General features: G+C 64.1%; 11 protein-coding genes. 8 read left to right on the top strand and 3 right to left on the bottom strand.

Annotated elements, in window-relative coordinates:
* Positions 1-8 precede the first annotated feature (8 nt).
* The 7 genes from pyrB to AMA01_RS08190 all read left to right on the top strand — a co-directional run bounded on the left by pyrB (position 9) and on the right by AMA01_RS08190 (position 9,355).
* The gene (gene pyrB / locus AMA01_RS08220) at positions 9-941 is read left to right on the top strand and encodes an aspartate carbamoyltransferase (protein ID WP_067849994.1); all 933 of its coding nucleotides are present in this window, start codon (positions 9-11) and stop codon (positions 939-941) included.
* Complete coding sequence (locus tag AMA01_RS08215) at positions 938-2,233, top strand: dihydroorotase (protein WP_067849871.1); 1,296 nt, start codon at positions 938-940, stop codon at positions 2,231-2,233. Before pyrB ends, AMA01_RS08215 begins: the two co-directional genes overlap by 4 nt.
* Positions 2,230-3,336, top strand: a complete 1,107-nt coding sequence (gene carA, locus AMA01_RS08210; RefSeq protein WP_067849869.1) for a glutamine-hydrolyzing carbamoyl-phosphate synthase small subunit — start codon at positions 2,230-2,232, stop codon at positions 3,334-3,336. The genes AMA01_RS08215 and carA overlap by 4 nt, the downstream gene beginning before the upstream one ends.
* Positions 3,329-6,577 (top strand): carbamoyl-phosphate synthase large subunit, encoded by a 3,249-nt coding sequence (gene carB, locus AMA01_RS08205; protein WP_067849991.1) that lies wholly within the window; start codon positions 3,329-3,331, stop codon positions 6,575-6,577. The genes carA and carB overlap by 8 nt, the downstream gene beginning before the upstream one ends.
* Entirely contained in the window at positions 6,570-7,325 is a 756-nt protein-coding gene (gene pyrF, locus AMA01_RS08200) for an orotidine-5'-phosphate decarboxylase (RefSeq protein WP_231862880.1), read from the top strand. Before carB ends, pyrF begins: the two co-directional genes overlap by 8 nt.
* The gene (pyrE, locus tag AMA01_RS08195; RefSeq protein WP_067849867.1) at positions 7,318-7,977 is read left to right on the top strand and encodes an orotate phosphoribosyltransferase; all 660 of its coding nucleotides are present in this window, start codon (positions 7,318-7,320) and stop codon (positions 7,975-7,977) included. The genes pyrF and pyrE overlap by 8 nt, the downstream gene beginning before the upstream one ends.
* Positions 7,978-8,080: 103 nt before the next feature.
* The gene (locus tag AMA01_RS08190) at positions 8,081-9,355 is read left to right on the top strand and encodes an NAD(P)/FAD-dependent oxidoreductase (RefSeq protein WP_067849865.1); all 1,275 of its coding nucleotides are present in this window, start codon (positions 8,081-8,083) and stop codon (positions 9,353-9,355) included.
* On the opposite strand, the gene AMA01_RS08185 is transcribed toward AMA01_RS08190, so the two are convergent.
* From AMA01_RS08185 to AMA01_RS08175, 3 genes are all read right to left on the bottom strand, one after another.
* Positions 9,337-10,593 (bottom strand): MFS transporter, encoded by a 1,257-nt coding sequence (locus AMA01_RS08185; RefSeq protein WP_067849864.1) that lies wholly within the window; start codon positions 10,591-10,593, stop codon positions 9,337-9,339. The genes AMA01_RS08190 and AMA01_RS08185 overlap by 19 nt on opposite strands.
* Positions 10,594-10,676: 83 nt before the next feature.
* Positions 10,677-11,969 carry a Glu/Leu/Phe/Val family dehydrogenase gene (locus AMA01_RS08180; protein WP_082744079.1) on the bottom strand — a complete coding sequence of 431 codons (1,293 nt, stop codon included), beginning with the start codon at positions 11,967-11,969 and terminating at the stop codon, positions 10,677-10,679.
* Between the two features lie 15 nt (positions 11,970-11,984).
* Positions 11,985-13,769, bottom strand: a complete 1,785-nt coding sequence (locus AMA01_RS08175; RefSeq protein ID WP_067849862.1) for an Rqc2 family fibronectin-binding protein — start codon at positions 13,767-13,769, stop codon at positions 11,985-11,987.
* Between the two features lie 162 nt (positions 13,770-13,931).
* Between AMA01_RS08175 and AMA01_RS08170 the strand changes: the two genes are divergently transcribed.
* The gene (locus AMA01_RS08170; protein WP_067849860.1) at positions 13,932-16,652 is read left to right on the top strand and encodes a calcium-translocating P-type ATPase, SERCA-type; all 2,721 of its coding nucleotides are present in this window, start codon (positions 13,932-13,934) and stop codon (positions 16,650-16,652) included.
* Positions 16,653-16,704: the final 52 nt, after the last annotated feature.

The following is a 16,704-nucleotide window of genomic DNA, read 5'->3' as shown; positions in this document are numbered from 1 at the left end:
CGGTAAACATGCGCGGCGCGGTATTTCACGCGTTGACCGTGAACCAGTTCGATGTTCCGCTGGTATGGGAGCTGATGGAGCGCGCGGAGTGGCTCCGCGGCTTGGAGCGGGAAGAGGCTCGAACACGACTTCAGGGCAAGATTGTCGCGACGCTCTTCTACGAGCCCTCGACGCGCACGCGGCTCTCGTTTGAATCCGCGGTTCTCCGGCTCGGCGCAAGCGTCGTGGGGGCCGAAAACGCGCGCGAGTCATCTTCATCCAAGAAGGGCGAAACGCTTGAGGACGTGTTTCGCGTCGTGGGCTGTTACGCCGACGCCATCGTGATTCGCCATCACGATCAGCACGAACTCGATCGGGCCGCCCGCTTCTCGCCCGTGCCCATCCTGAATGCCGGCGCCGGGAGCGGCGAGCACCCGACGCAGGCGCTGCTCGACGTGTACACCATCTGGCGCGAGCTCGGCCGGATCGAACATCTCACCGTCGCGGTGATGGGGGATCTCAAGTACGGCCGCACGGTCCACTCCCTGCTCCGCCTCGTGGCCAAGTTCCCCGGCGTTCGGGTGCGCCTCTTCCACCCGGCGCCGCTCGGCTTGCCGGACGATCTCGCCGACGAACTTGCCGCCTCTGGCCTCTCGCTCGAGCGGGCGCCGGATCTCGCGTCGGCCATTCGCGGCGCGGATGTGGTCTACCAGACGCGCATTCAGTTTGAGCGTCTGGCGGGCGAAGTGGATCCGAACGCAGCCAGCCTGTACGCTCTCACCAAGGCGCACCTGGCGCTCTTGCCCGATCACGCGCGGATCCTGCATCCGCTCCCTCGCGTCGGGGAAATTGCGCCCGAGGTGGATGAGGATGTGCGGGCGGCGTACTTCCGACAGGTGGAAAATGGACTCTACATGCGCATGGCGCTTCTCGACGCCATGCTGGGAGGCGAGCGGCGATGAGAATTCGATGGGACGGCGGGCGCGTGTGGGACTCGGGCCTCGGCGATTTCATGGAGGCGAGCGTGGCGTTCGACACCGAGACGGGCGAGATTGTGGCCGTTGGGCATCCGTCCGCCATCCGCGCGGAAGAGGTGCGTTCCATCCGCGGTTTGTGCGTGTTGCCCAGCTTTGTCGACGTGCACGTCCACTTGCGCGATCCCGGCCTCACGCACAAGGAGACCCTCGCGAGCGGCTTGCAAGCCGCCGCGGCCGGCGGGTTTACGCAGGTGGCGTGCATGCCGAACACCAAGCCTCCCATCGCGCGGGTCGAGATCGTGGAGGATATCATCCGCCGAGGAGAGGCCATCGGCAAGGCTGAGGTGCATCCCATCGCCTGCCTGACAGTGGATCAGGAAGGCGAGGCACTCACGGATTACCAGGCGCTCGCAAAAGCGGGCGCGCTCGGGTTTTCTGACGACGGCCGCGGTGTACAGGACGGTGGCCTAATGCGGGAGGCGTTGACCAAGCTCGCCGCCCTCGGTGAACCCGCGATGATCCATGCGGAGGACGAATCCATCTCGCGCGGCGGGGCGCTCCATGAGCAGGCGGCCGCGCGTCTCGGCACGACAGCGCAGCCAGGGAGCGCGGAGGCCGCGATGATCGCGCGAGACATCCTCCTCGCGGAAGAGACAGGCGCGCACCTGCACGTCTGCCACGTGAGCCGCGAGGCGTCGGCTGACCTCGTGCGGTTTGGAAAGCGTCGCGGCATCCGCGTAACGGCGGAAGTGACGCCGCATCACCTGCTCTTGTCAGAGCGGGACATCCAGAGCGCGGACGCCAACTGGAAGGTGAATCCGCCGCTTGCATCCGAGGAGGACCGGAGGGCGTGTCTCGCCGCGTTCGCGGATGGAACGCTGGACGTGATCGCGACCGATCACGCGCCGCATCACCCGGACGAAAAAGCCAAGGGCATGGACGAGGCCCCGTTCGGCATGGTGGGGCTCGAGACGGCGTTTGCCCTCTTGTACACGGGGCTCGTGCGCGAGGGGCATGTGCCGATGCGCCGGCTGGTAGAGGCCATGAGCGAGCGGCCTTGCAGGTTATTTGGGCTTGAAGGCGGTCAGATTCGCCCGGGCGCGCGGGCGGACCTGGTGCTGGTCGATCTCGGCAGGCGATGGACCATCGACCCTGGCGCGTTTTACACAAAGGGCCGCAACACGCCGTTTGCTGGACAGTCGGTGGTCGGCAAGGTGATCGAGACCATTCGCGCGGGGCGCGCGATCTTTCGCGAGGGAGAGGAGCGGTTGTCATGATGCTGAACGGTCGGAGGAAGGCCCGGTTGGTGCTGAAGAACGGCCTCGTGTTTGAGGGCCTGCACTTTGGCGCAACGGGCACCCGGTTCGGCGAGGTCGTGTTCAACACGGGCATGACGGGCTATCAGGAGATTTTGACGGATCCGTCGTATTACGGGCAGATCGTCACGATGACGTACCCGCTCATCGGCAATTACGGTGTGAACGTGGACGATGTCGAGAGCCGCCACCCGCACGTGCGGGGGTTCGCGGTGCGGACGCTGTGCGAGTGGCCGTCTCATCACAAGATGGTGGACAAGCTGGAATCGTATCTTGTGCAGCACGACATCGTCGGGATCGCCGGGATTGACACGCGCGAGCTGACGAAGGCCATCCGGACGGTGGGGGCGATGCCGGGGGTTCTCACCACGGAGGATGTGCCGGTGGAATCGCTCCTCGCGCGCATGGACGAGGCGCTGGTGCCGGATGCGGTCAGCCGGGTAACCACGCAGACCGTGTACCGGGCGCCGGGGCCTGGCCACCGCGTCGTGCTCATCGATTACGGGATGAAGGCGGGAATCCTCCGTTCGTTGCTGGAGCGCGGATGTGATGTCATTGTCGTGCCAGCCACGTCGACGGCGGAGGACGTGCTGCGCTGGAAGCCGCACGGCGTGATGCTGTCGAACGGCCCGGGCAACCCGGAGGACGCGCCTTACGCGGTGGAGGCGCTTCGTGGCCTCATCGGCAAGGTGCCCATCTTCGGCATCTGCCTGGGGCATCAGCTCATTGCCCTCGCGTGCGGCGCCAAGACGCGCAAGCTGAAGTTCGGCCATCGCGGCGCGAACCATCCGGTGAAGGACCTTCGCACGGGCCGCGTGGACATCACGTCGCAAAACCACGGGTATGTCGTCGATGCGGAGTCGCTGCACGGCACGCCGCTCGAGCTCACCCACGTCAATCTGAACGACGGTACGGTGGAGGGGCTCGTGCATCGACACGAACCCGTCTTCTGCGTGCAGTATCATCCGGAGTCGAGACCTGGGCCGAGCGACGCCCGCTACTTGTTCGACGAGTTCATCGACCTCATGACGCGCGTGAGAGAGGGGCGGTTTGCGCATGCCTAAGCGGCAGGACATTCGGGAAATCATGGTCATCGGCTCGGGGCCGATTGTCATCGGCCAGGCGGCTGAGTTCGACTACGCGGGCACGCAGGCTTGCCAGGCATTGAAGGAAGAGGGCTACGAGGTTGTCCTCGTCAACTCGAACCCTGCCACCATCATGACCGACGAGCAGATGGCGGATCGAGTATACATCGAGCCCATCACGCTGGATTTCGTCACGCAGATCATCCGGAAGGAGCGGCCGGACGGCCTGCTCGCCACGCTCGGAGGTCAAACGGGCCTGAACATGGCCGTGCAACTCGCTGAGGCCGGGGTGCTCGAGGCCGAAGGCGTCGAGTTGCTGGGCACGCCGCTTGAGGCCATCGAAAAGGCAGAGGATCGCGAGAAGTTCCGCCAGCTGATGCAGGAGATCGGCCAGCCCGTACCGCGCAGCGCCATCGTGAGAAACCAGGAGGAGGCCGACGCGTTCGCGGAGGAAGTCGGCTTCCCCATCATCATTCGGCCTGCGTACACGCTCGGCGGAACGGGGGGCGGGATCGCGTCGAACTGGCGCGAGTATCACGAAATTGTGGAGCGCGGCCTCACGCTTTCGCCGATTCACCAGGTGCTCGTGGAGCAGAGCATCGCGGGCTTCAAGGAGATTGAGTACGAGGTCATGCGCGACGCCGACGGCACGGCCATCGTCGTCTGCAACATGGAGAACATGGACCCTGTCGGGGTGCACACGGGCGACTCCATCGTCGTGGCGCCGAGCCAGACGCTCTCGGACGAAGAGTATCAGATGCTGCGCGACGCGAGCCTCCAGATTATTCATGCGCTCGGAATTCAGGGCGGGTGCAACGTGCAGCTTGCGCTCGATCCCCACTCCTCCCGGTACTACGTCATTGAGGTCAATCCGCGCGTCAGCCGGTCCAGCGCGCTCGCCTCGAAGGCGACGGGGTATCCCATCGCGCGCATCGCTGCGAAAATCGCCGTCGGGTATCGGCTCGCGGAGTTGAAAAATCCGGTGACGCAGGATTCGTACGCAGCTTTCGAGCCTGCCTTGGACTATATCGTCACGAAGATCCCGCGTTGGCCGTTCGACAAGTTCCGGAGCGCGAATCGATCCCTTGGCACCCAGATGAAGGCGACGGGCGAGGTCATGGCCATCGGCCGCACGTTCGGCGAGTCCATGCTCAAGGCGGTTCGCAGCCTGGAAATCGGCGCATACAGCTTGTGGACGAAGCAGCCCGACAAATGGTCAAATATGGAGATTGAGAAGAAGATCCGCGTGGCCGACGACGATCGCCTGTTTGCCATTGCCGAGGCGCTGCGCCGCGGGGTGTCGGTCGAGCAAATCCACGATTGGTCGAAGATCGACCGCTGGTTCCTCTGGCATCTGGAGGCGCTGGTGGACCTGGAGCAGCGCATTGCCGCTGTCGCAAATCCGCGCCTGCCCATCGAACAGGTGCTGGACGAGCACCGGGAGCTCATCCACGAGGCAAAGCGAAACGGGTTTCCGGATCGGGAACTCGCGCGTTTGCTCAAGGCGGATGCCATAGCCATCCGCGCGTGGCGAAAGAAACGAGGCATCGTCCCCGTATACAAGATGGTGGACACCTGCGCCGGGGAGTTCGCGGCTTCCACGCCGTATTACTACAGCACGTATGAGCGGGAGGACGAGGTCGAGACGAGTCCGCGCAAGAAGATGGTGGTGCTTGGTTCTGGGCCTATCCGCATCGGCCAGGGCATCGAGTTCGACTACTGCACGGTGCACGCGGTGTGGGCGCTTCAGCGCGAAGGCTATGAGGCAGTCGTCATCAACAACAACCCGGAGACCGTTTCGACGGACTTCAGCACGTCGGATCGGCTGTACTTCGAGCCGCTCGACGTGGAGGACGTGCTGAACGTGATCGATCGGGAGCAGCCCGAGGGCGTGATCGTCCAGTTCGGCGGACAGACGGCCATCAACCTGGCGGGGCCGCTGGCGGACGCGGGTGTGCGGATCTTCGGCACGTCGCGCGAGGGCATCGACGCCGCGGAGGACCGCGAGAAGTTCGATGCACTACTCACGCAACTCGGCATCAAGCGCCCAGAGGGCCGAACGGTCACCACCGTGGAGGCGGCGGTCGAGGCGGCGGAGTCGCTCGGCTATCCGGTCCTCGTGCGCCCCTCGTACGTCCTCGGCGGGCGCGCGATGCAGATCATCACGAACACCAACGAGCTGCTCCAGTATATGGAGGAAGCGGTGGAGGTGTCGCAGCAGCACCCGGTGCTCGTCGACCGGTACGTGAACGGCATTGAAGCGGAGGTCGACGCCATCTCGGACGGCGAGACCGTCGTCATCCCGGGCATCATGGAGCACATCGAGCGCGCGGGCGTGCACTCCGGCGACTCTATCGCGGTGTACCCGCCGCAGAACCTGACGGAGGACGTGAAGCGGCTCATCGAGGACCACACCATTCGCATCGCGCAAAGCCTCAAGGTCAAGGGGCTCATGAACGTGCAGTTCATCGTGCACGACGGCGAGGTAGAGGTCATCGAGGTGAATCCGAGATCGTCGCGCACGGTGCCCTTCCTCTCGAAGGTCACGGGCGTGCCGATGGTCCAACTCGCCATGCATGCAGTCTGTGGCGGGCAGCTCGCGGATCTCGGTTACACCACCGGTCGTGTGCCAGAGTCGCCGGCCGTGGCCGTCAAGGTGCCGGTGTTCTCGTTTGCGAAGCTGCACCAGGTCGATATCAGCCTCGGCCCTGAGATGAAGTCGACGGGCGAGGTCATGGGGCGCGATCTCGTCTACGAAAAGGCGCTGTACAAGGGGCTCATCGCCTCCGGAATTGCGATTCCGGCGCACGGGACGGTGCTCGCGACCATTGCGGACAAAGACAAGCCGGAGGCGTACCCGCTTCTGCGCGAGTTCGCGCGCCTCGGCTATCGGCTCGCGGCGACCGAGGGCACGGCGAAATACCTGCGCGATCGCGGCCTTGAGGTGCGCGTCGTCAACAAGCTGGCGCAGGGCACGCCCAATCTCGCGGACGACATCCGGCAGGGCAAGATCCAGCTTGTCATCAACACGCTCACCAAGGGTCTCAAACCCGAGCGGGACGGCTTCCGCATCCGCCGGACGGCCGTCGAGCACGGCGTTCCGTGCTTGACCTCGCTCGACACGGTCCGATCCGTGCTCGACATCATGAAGCTCATTCACTTCCAGACCATGGCGCTGGGCGATCCGGTCCCAGGGCAGGGAGGTGGAGAAGGTGTCTGAGGCGCTGTTGCAGGAGCTCGCCTCGCATGCGTACGACGAGGCGCGCAGGCGCATCTACGTCGCGCTGGACGTGGACTCGGAGGCGCGCGCGTTGGACTTCGTCGATCGCCTGTCGCCGATTGTGGACGGCTACAAGGTGGGGCTGGAGCTGTTTCACCGAGCGGGTATGCGCCTCGTGGAGTCCCTTTTGAAGCTCAATCTGCGGGTGTTCCTGGATGTCAAGCTGCACGACATCCCGAACACCGTCGCCGGCGCGCTTCGGGCCATCGCGCAGTACCCCATTGAAATGGTGAACGTGCACGCGTCGGGCGGCCTCAAGATGCTCGCGTCGGCGCGCGAGGCTGTGGACGGATCGCCCCATCGCCCGCTTCTCGTGGGGGTGACCGTGCTCACAAGCTTGACAGACGCGGATCTTGAGGGGATGGGCGTCGGCACGACTTCGTCCGCGTGGGTGCGCCGCCTGGCGCAGATGGCGGAGCAGGCGGGGCTCGACGGCGTGGTCTGCTCGGCCCAGGAGTTGGACATCCTCCGCGAGATGGTCACCCCCTCCTTCGAGCGCGTCGTGCCGGGCATCCGCCTCGCGGGCGACCGGGTGCACGATCAGGCTCGCGTGATGTCGCCCGATGCGGCCATCCGGCACGGAGCCACGCGCCTGGTGCTTGGGCGAGCGGTGACGGAGGCGGACGATCCCGTCGCCGCCTTGGCGCGCTACCTTCGTTCCGTGAGGGAGGGACTGACCCATGAGTGAACCGACGTTCACCGTCGAGTACGACGACCTTTCGTACACCATCGCGAAGGGACTTCTGCAGATCGGCGCGGTGGAGCTGAGGCCGCATCAGCCGTTCACGTGGTCGAGCGGCTGGCGTTCCCCCATCTACTGCGACAATCGCCTCATCCTCGGATATCCGCTGCTTCGCAGCCAGGTCGTCTCCGGCTTCGAGTCGATCATCGACTACGAGCTTCCCGCGGTGGAACTCATCGCGGGCGCCGCGACGGGCGGCATCCCACACGCCGCCATGTTGGCGGATCGCCTGGGCCTGCCGTGCGCGTACGTGCGCTCCGAGGCCAAGGCACATGGCCGGGGCAAACAAATCGAAGGCTACGCGCGCCCCGGCATGAAGGCAGTCGTCATTGAGGACACCCTGTCGACGGGTCGATCCGCCTATCAAGCCGCGCAGGCCCTGCGCGACGCGGGGGTGGACGTGATGGCCATCCTCACGATTTTGTCGTACGACTTCGACGTCGCCACCAAGCGCGCCGAGGACACCGGCATCCCCGCGTATCGGCTCGTGCCGTACGAAGTGCTCATTCAGGTGGCGCTCGAGCGCGGCGATATCCAGGAGTCGGATGTGGCACTGCTGATGCGCTGGCGGAAGTCCCCCGACAAGTACGGACTCTGAGGGCTTGGCGTCAACAGGCGGCCTGTCGACTTGCGCTTCGGGCCGCCTGAGTCGTTCCTCGTCAAACGGGATATCCTACCCGTCAGGCGAAGGAGGGGCTCACGTGGATCTTCACACGGGCCGCACGCTGTGGTCGGAGTCCGACATCTCCCCGAAGTCCTATCCCCGGCTCGATGGGGATGTGCAAAGCGATGTCGTGGTGGTGGGCGGCGGCATCGGCGGAGCCATCGCTGCGTGGGAAATTGCGGAACGCGGATTTCAGGTCGTCGTGGTGGAGCGACACCGCGTGGGCATGGGATCGACTCGCGGAAACACAGGTCTTCTGCAATATGCGAACGACATGCCACTCGCCGAGATGATTCGCGTGCACGGGCGTGCGCGAGCGGTGGCGTTCTACCGGCGTTGTCGGGAAGGCGTCGGACGGATACGGGAGATTGTCAAGCAGCTTCCGGAGGACGTCGAATTTGCGGATCGCATGAGCGTCTGCTACGCGTCCGTTCCGGCTCACATCCCTCGCTTGAAGGACGAGGCCCGCGCGCTTGCGCAACACGGCTTTGCTGCGGATCTCGTGGTCGGGCGAGATGAGCTGCGGCGGGCTTTCGGGATTGACCGCGAGGCGGCACTCGTGACGTACGGAGATGCGGAGGTCAATCCGTTGAAGTTCACCCGAGCGCTTTTGGCCGAGCTCGTCCGCCGCGGCGCGGCCCGCGTCTTTGAGCGCACGGCGGTCGTCCGCACGGAAGAGAATGACGCGCATGTCGCTGTGGAGACGGACGCTGGATTTCGCGTGCGGGCGCGTGCGGCCGTGATCGCGACAGGATATGTCTTCCAGAACACGCGGCCTCTCGCGGGTGCGCGGCTTGGCTGTACCTACGCGATCGCCACAGAACCGCTGTCGGACTTGGCGGCTTGGCCGGAGGGTGTCCTGATCTGGGAGACGGCGCGCCCGTATTTGTACATGCGGACGACGCGAGACAGGCGGCTTGTGGTCGGCGGCCTCGACTTGCCGGTTCCGGACGGTCCCCGGCGAGACGGTGACCTCAATGTCCGCGCGGAGCAGTTGGCTCGGCTGACGCAACAGGTGCTTCCTGACATCGGACCCGTGTCCATTGCGTACCGATGGGCCTCGACGTTTGGCTCGACAACCGACGGATGGCCTGTCGTCGGCGCGCACCCAGGCTTTCGGCGGGTCTTCTGCTCGCTTGGCTACGGAGGAAACGGGACCGTCTGTTACGCGGTGGCGGCGGATATCATCGCGCGGCGCATGGCAGGGGAAGCCCGGCCCGAGGACGACGTGCTCGGACCGGACAGGTTTGCACTTTGGCGGCGCGCCGCGAAAAGGCTGTCGGCCGTGATGACTCACGGAGCGCCGGGCTGAGGCGCTTCGACCGTGGGCGACGGCGCCCGCGGCGTGGGTGGCACGGCGAAAATGGCAATGCCAAGTGCGCAGATGCCGATGGCGATGAGGAAGATATCCGTAAGCGACATCGCGTGCGTCATCGCCGTGCTGACCAGCGGCGCAATGGCGCCGCGAATTCCAAACAGAAGGAAATGAAGACCAAACGCCTCAGCTTCTCGGCCCGGGACGGCGCGGAAGATGTAGGACATGCAGCCGATGTCCCAGACGGCATCGCCAACGCCGAGCAGGGCGCAGGAAGATATCACGGCCGAGAATGATCCGCTGAGCACGTACAGTGCCGGGGCGAGGGCATAGGCACTCATGCCGATGAACATGGCGTGGCGGGGTGACCACGTGTCGATGATCCATCCCACCGCGAAGTAGGCCACCAACAGCGCGACGTAGTACGCCACGCGCGTGACACCAATTTGCGCATTGGACAGGTTCAAGGTATGAACCTGATAGATTTGATAGATTGGGCCCGCCAGAAGGTTGCCGAAACCTGTGGCCATGGTGGCCATCAGGAAGATGGTGAGCGGTCGGCTTGCGCGAGCTATCTGCCAATGTCCGAATATTTGCGTGGTTCGGCGTGCGGACGTGTGTTCTGCGCCTTCCGGTGCGGGTGTTTCCACCTCTCGCACCCGCGAGAACAGGATGACAGACACCGTCCCCATGATGGCCGCGCCAATGAGCGGCCAGCGGTCGCCCTGATGTTGGCTCCACTCGCCGACGAGGTAGGCAAGGGGAATGAGGAGTGTCCCCTGCGCCACGCGCACGTAGCCCATCAGCCGTCCGCGCAGCGCAGGGGGATACATGCGCGCGAGCAGCGCGGGATAGGCAGGTGCCTGGATGCCGTTCATCAAGTTCACCATGAACGCCGTGAAGAGGAACGCGGCGGGTGTCAACAGTGCGCCTGCCAACAGGACGGACATCCGGCCGACGACAAGTGGCCACAGGACGAACGGCTTGGTCGAACGCCCGCGCATCAGGTGCGCCCACATGGGAGACCATAGCATGCCGATGGCTGGCGCCGCCGTCAGTAGGCCCACACCTAGGTTGGATACCCCGTGGCGAATGGCCATCGGGACGTAAAACTGATTGACCACGACATTGAAAAGCGCGAACAGGACCGAACCGCCAAAATCGATTCGGAAATTCCACCACGTTTTCCACTTCATCTGCATCCCGAGGCGGGTGACCACGTCGTCGGGCCTCATGCTCGCGGTCCTCATGCTCATCCCCAGCGCAAGGGCGCGGCCGCGCCGCGCCCTGAATATAGTCTCTTAAAAGCGGTGATTTCTCATACCCATCCGCGCCAGCGCATGGCCTCCGCAAACGGGCGAATCCCCACCATGTACGCGGCCATGCGAGGCAGCGAGTCGTAACGCTCTGCTGTGTCAAGGATGTTGTGCACGCTCTGCACCATCATATTCTCGAGGCGTTGGTTGACTTCATCTTCGGTCCAATAGAAGCCCTGGTTGTTCTGAACCCACTCGAAGTAAGACACGGTGACTCCGCCCGCGTTGGCGAGCACATCCGGCACGACGACGATGCCTCGCTCGTGCAGGATTTGATCTGCCTCGGGCGTGGTGGGGCCGTTCGCAGCTTCGACAATGAGGCTTGCCTGTATCTTATCCGCATTGCCTTCGTGGATCTGGTTCTCCAGTGCCGCCGGGACGAGCACGTCGCACGGCTTGGTGAGAAACTCCTCCGTCGGGATGACGCCGGACAGCCGCGGCGTGACCATTCCAAACGAATCCTTTTCTTCAATAAGTTCGGGGATAGGCAGGCCATTTTCATTGTATACGCCGCCGCCCGCGTCGCTGATGCCAACCACAGTAGCGCCAAGCTCGTGGAGAATTCGAGCGACGTTGGAACCCACGTTTCCGAATCCCTGCACAAGCACGCGCAGTTCCGACAGCTTCTTGCCCATTCGCTCCGCGGTTTCGCGAAGTGCCACCACGACGCCGAGCGCTGTGGCGGACTCGCGTCCGCGCGAACCGCCGAGGACGAGCGGCTTCCCCGTGATGAAGCCGGGGGAGTCAAACTCGCGGATGCGGCTGTACTCATCGTACATCCAGGCCATGATTTGGCTGTTGGTGTACACGTCTGGCGCCGGGATGTCCTTGGCCGGGCCGACAATTTGGCTGATGGCTCGCACGTAGCCGCGCGCCAGTCGCTCTTGTTCGGACAGGCTCATGCTGCGCGGATCACACACGATGCCGCCCTTGGCGCCACCATAGGGCAGGTTGAAGATGCCGCACTTTAGCGACATCCAGATGGACAGCGCCTTGACCTCGTCGAGCGTCACATCTGGGTGAAAGCGAACGCCGCCCTTCGTCGGGCCAATGGCGTCGTTGTGTTGCGCTCGATAGCCTGTGAACACCTCGACGTGCCCGTCGTCCATTCGAACCGGGATGCGCACGGTCATCACCCGCATCGGCTCCATGAGGAGTTCGTACACGGCCTCTTCGTAGCCAAGTCGGTCCAAGGCTTCGCGGATGGTGGCCTGCGTGTTGGTGAGAATGTTGGTGTCATGCGCAGGCTTGGTTGCACCGACGATGAGGCGTTTATTTCCTTGATCCTGAGCCATAGTGGGACCTCTCCTTCAATGGAAATCGCTCGTTTCGCGCGTCGCAAGCGCTCGGGACATGATGCTGTCCAAGAGCGAACGCTCCGGCGTCACGAACAGTGTCTTCTGATGGTCGTACAGTGCAAAACCAGGTCGCGCGCCGTTCGGCTTCCACACGTGGCGAATCTCGGTCACGTCCACCGGCACGTTTGCCGAATCGCGCATCTTGCTGAAATACGCGGCAAGCACCGCCGCCTCTTCCACGGTGCGCTCTGGAATTTCGTCCGCCTGGCCGCGTTCGATGACCACGTGCGATCCCGGCGCATCTTTCACGTGAAGCCACACATCGCGCTTGTCAGCCCTCCGAAACGTCAGCCGATCATTCTGCGCGTTGTTGCGACCGACGCGAATGACGAATCCGTCGCTTGAGCGAAACGCGTGCGGCTCGGCCTCGCGGGAGCGCTTCTTGCTCCCAGTTCCTCGGCGATGGGACCGCGCCAAGAAGCCCTGCGCTTCCAGTTCCCTGCGCACCTCTTCGAGGTTCTCAAGCGAGGTGTCCGCGAGCGATTGAAGCACGTCCTCCAGATACCGCAGGTCTCGCCGCGTGTTTTCCCGCTCCATTTCAATCCACTGACGGGCCCGCTTTCGTTTCGCCGCCATGCGAAAAAGGCGCTGAGCGTTCGCGATGGCGTCGAGCGCAGGATCCAGGTCAATCCGAAGCGGCTGATTGTCGTCGTAGTAGTTCGGCAGTTCCACCTCCGATGCGCCGCGCGGGACCGCGTGCGCGTACGCGGTGAGGAGCTCGGCCTTCACTCGCAGTTGCTCCTCCGCCTCGGCGTCCTCCCACTCCTGCTCAAGGCGGACGAGCTTGCCGCGAAGTCGATCCATGTGGTCTCGGACGCTCCGCTCCAGTTCGCGAGCCAAGCGCGATTGGTGGAGAGACTCGCCGACGTCGGCGAACAGCCGGCGAATGGCCTCGCTCACCGTGTCGCACTCGGCGAACCTGGGCCTGCACGTGAGCCGAAAGGGCGCGCACTCCACTGCCCGACCCACGTCGTCGAGGCCGACGGAGGCGGGCTCTCGCACTTCATCGACCACCGCGGCGAGATCGATGGACGCCTGATAAATGGACGCCGCCTCAGCGTAACCCGTTCTCGCGATGGCCCGATGAAGGATCTCTCGAGCCGTGACGGGACCCGTGCCAGCAAGCTTCTCCACAACGGCCATCTGGTTGGCGCGGGAGGAACCGGCCGAGGGATCAACGCCGAGGAAGTCTTCCGGCGCGCACTGCTCCACGGGCTTTTTGCCCTGCGGGGGCGGCGGGAGATAGGGGATGCCCGGCAACACGGCGCGATAGCGCGACATCTCCTCCGTCACGCGCACAGCGCTGTCGATGATCACGCGGCTGTCGTCCGAGCGCTCCTCAACCAGCACGATATTGCTGTGTCTCCCCATGATCTCGCAGACGAGGGCGTATGTGCGGCGATCACCGAGATCATCCAGCGCTTCAATGCCAATTTCAAGCACCCTGTCCCAACCTGGTTGAGTGACGCCAAGGATGCGACCGCCCTCGATGTGCTTGCGCAAAATGACGCAGAACATCGGCGGCGTTGGCGGATTGTCTGGGCGTTCGTCCGCGAGAAAGTGGACGCGCGCAAACCGCTGGTGGGCGGACATGTACAGTCGCCGCGCCCCCAACTGTGCCGAGCGGACGGCGAGGACGAGATCGCGCTCGCCGGGTTGATAAATCCTGTCGATGCGGGCACCTCGCAGCGCGCCGTCGAGTTCGCGCGCGAGGCGGCGCAAGGTCCAACCGTCCACGCTCGATGCTCCTCTCTTCACGAAGCCAGTATACCGCAGTTTCCCCAATTCGGCGCGGTGATTTCTTGACAAAGGTCGTCCGCCAGTGCTCCTCGCTCGGACATGTTCACTCCTTCCTTCGCATAGATGATTACGAGACAAGTTGACGAAGGGGTGTGCTCGGTGGAACAACAAACGTGGCATGCGCACAGCGAGGCCGAATGCCTCGCGGGACTCGAGACGTCGCTCGACGGGCTCTCCCAAGCAGAAGTGGACAGGCGGCGAGAATTGCACGGGTTGAACCTGTTGCACGACGGGAACAAGGTGTCGTTGTTGACGGTCTTCTTCAACCAGTTTCGCGACTTCATGACGCTCGTGCTCATCGCCGCCACGCTCATTTCGGGACTCTTGGGTGAATACACAGATGCCATCACCATCGTCGCCATCGTGTTCCTGAACGGTATCCTCGGCTTTGTGCAGGAAGTGCGGGCCGAGCGCTCGCTCAAGGCGCTCAAGGAGCTCACGGCGCCTGTGGCGAAGGTTCGGCGCGGCGGCGCAGTGGTGGAGGTGTCCGCGAAAGAGCTGGTTCCCGGAGACATCGTGCTGTTGGAGGATGGCGATCGCGTCCCCGCGGACGGACGAATCGTTCGGGCGCGATCGCTCGAAGTGGAGGAGTCGGCGCTCACCGGCGAATCGGTGCCGGTGATGAAGGATCCGCGCGTCAGGGTGGCAGCGGACAGCCCGCTCGCGGATCGGCGGAACATGGTGTACATGGGCACCATGGTGACCCGAGGCAGGGCGGAATACGCCGTTACGGCCATCGGAATGCAGACGGAGATGGGGAAAATCGCGGATTTGATTGATCAATCGGAGGATCAGGAGACGCCGCTTCAAAAGCGTCTGGATCAGCTTGGGAAAACGCTGGTCTGGATCTCGCTCGGCATCACGGTGCTCGTGGTGGTGGCGGGCGTGATGCACGGACACGCGCTGTATGAGATGTTTTTGGCGGGCGTGTCGCTCGCCGTCGCGGCAATTCCGGAGGGGCTCCCGGCCATTGTCACCATCGCGCTCGCGCTCGGCGTGCAGCGGATGATCAAGCGGAACGCCATTGTGCGCCGACTCCCGTCGGTGGAAACGCTGGGATGCGCCACGGTGATTTGTTCTGATAAGACGGGCACGCTCACGCAGAACAAGATGACCGTCACACAGATGTACGCGGATGGTCTGTACGTGGATGTGACGGGATCGGGGCATCAGTTGCACGGCGAGTTTGTCGCGAATGGCCGCCGGATTGAACCGGGGCGGAGGGCCGCGCTGAAAAGTTTGGTCGAGATCGCCGCGGTATGCAACCAAGCGCACCTTGAGGCAGGCGCGGACGGCGCGACAGCGCAGACGGTCAAGGGCGATCCGACGGAAATTGCCCTGCTCGTGCTTGCTCATAAGGCTGGCTTTGCGCGCCCCGACAGCGTTTATGAGCGCGTCGACGAACGGCCCTTTGACGCGGATCGGAAAATGATGAGCGTGCTGGTCCGCTCGGGCGAAGACTGGTTCTCGTTCGTCAAAGGGGCGCCGGACGTCCTTTTGGAGCGATGCACACATGTGCTGCTCGGCAATCGGGAGGAACCCCTGGGGCAGACGTTACGAAAGGAGATTGCCTCGGCCAACGACCAGATGGCCTCACGCGCGCTGCGCAACCTCGGTTTCGCCTATCGCCGGTTCCGCTCGTCCGAGGAAGCGCGCCAGTCGGATTGGGAGTCGGAGCTCGTTTTCGTGGGCATCTGCGGCATGATCGATCCGCCGCGAGACGAGGCAAAATCGGCGATTGCCAAAGCGAAGTCGGCCGGCATCCGCACGGTGATGATTACGGGCGATCACCAGGCGACGGCCACCGCCATCGCGAAGCAACTTGACATCCTTCCTCCCGGTGGGCGCGTGCTCACAGGCGCGGATCTCGAGCGCGTGGACGATAAGCGCCTGTCCAATCTCGTGCGCGACACCTACGTCTACGCGCGGGTGACGCCGGAACACAAACTGCGCATTGTGCGGGCGCTCCAAGCGAATCACGAGGTTGTCGCCATGACGGGCGATGGCGTGAACGATGCTCCGGCCATCAAACAGGCGGATATCGGCATCGCCATGGGGCAGAGCGGGACGGATGTGGCGAAGGAGGCGTCCAGCCTCATCCTCGCTGACGACAACTACGCCACCATCGTGGCCGCGGTGGAAGAGGGGCGCGCCATCTACGACAACATCAAGAAGTTCATCCGCTACCTGCTCGCGTCGAACGTGGGCGAAATTCTGACGATGTTCCTGGCCATGCTGGCCGGCTGGCCGCTGCCTCTGACGCCGATTCAAATCCTCTGGGTCAACCTGGTCACGGACGGACTGCCCGCCATCGCGCTCGGCGTCGATGCGCCCGAGGACGACATCATGAGCCGCCCGCCGAGAAACGTGCACGAGGGCATTTTCGCGCGCGGCATGGCCGTCAAAATCTTGTCCCGCGGCGTGCTGATCGGCCTCGCGACACTTGCGGTCTTTGCGTGGTCGCTGCACCAAGGAGCCGAATTGGCACACGCGCAAACGATGGCGTACGCGACCCTCACCATGGCCCAACTGATTCTCGTCTTTGATTCCCGAAGCCTGGAGGGCGGCATCCTGCGGCGCAACCCGCTTGAGAACATCTGGCTGCTTTTGGCCGTGCTGTCCTCCGTCGCGCTGTTCGCCTGCACCATGTACGTGCCTCGCATGGCCGAGGTGTTCCACACGACGCCACTCGGCCTGGGCGATTGGGCGATGGTCCTTGTGGCGGCCGCCGTGCCATCGTTCGCGCTCTCGGTGCGCCGCATGGGGCGGAACCGGCTGCACAAGTTCCAGCAGCGATCCGGCTCGGACGCGGCCGCTTGATTGCCAATCCGTCCCGCCATCGGTACAATCCTGACCAGATGACACGCGGTCA

The organism is Alicyclobacillus mali NBRC 102425, assembly GCF_001570745.1.
Classification (GTDB): Bacteria; Bacillota; Bacilli; order Alicyclobacillales; family Alicyclobacillaceae; genus Alicyclobacillus; species Alicyclobacillus mali.
This window is presented reverse-complemented; position numbering and strand designations above follow the sequence as displayed.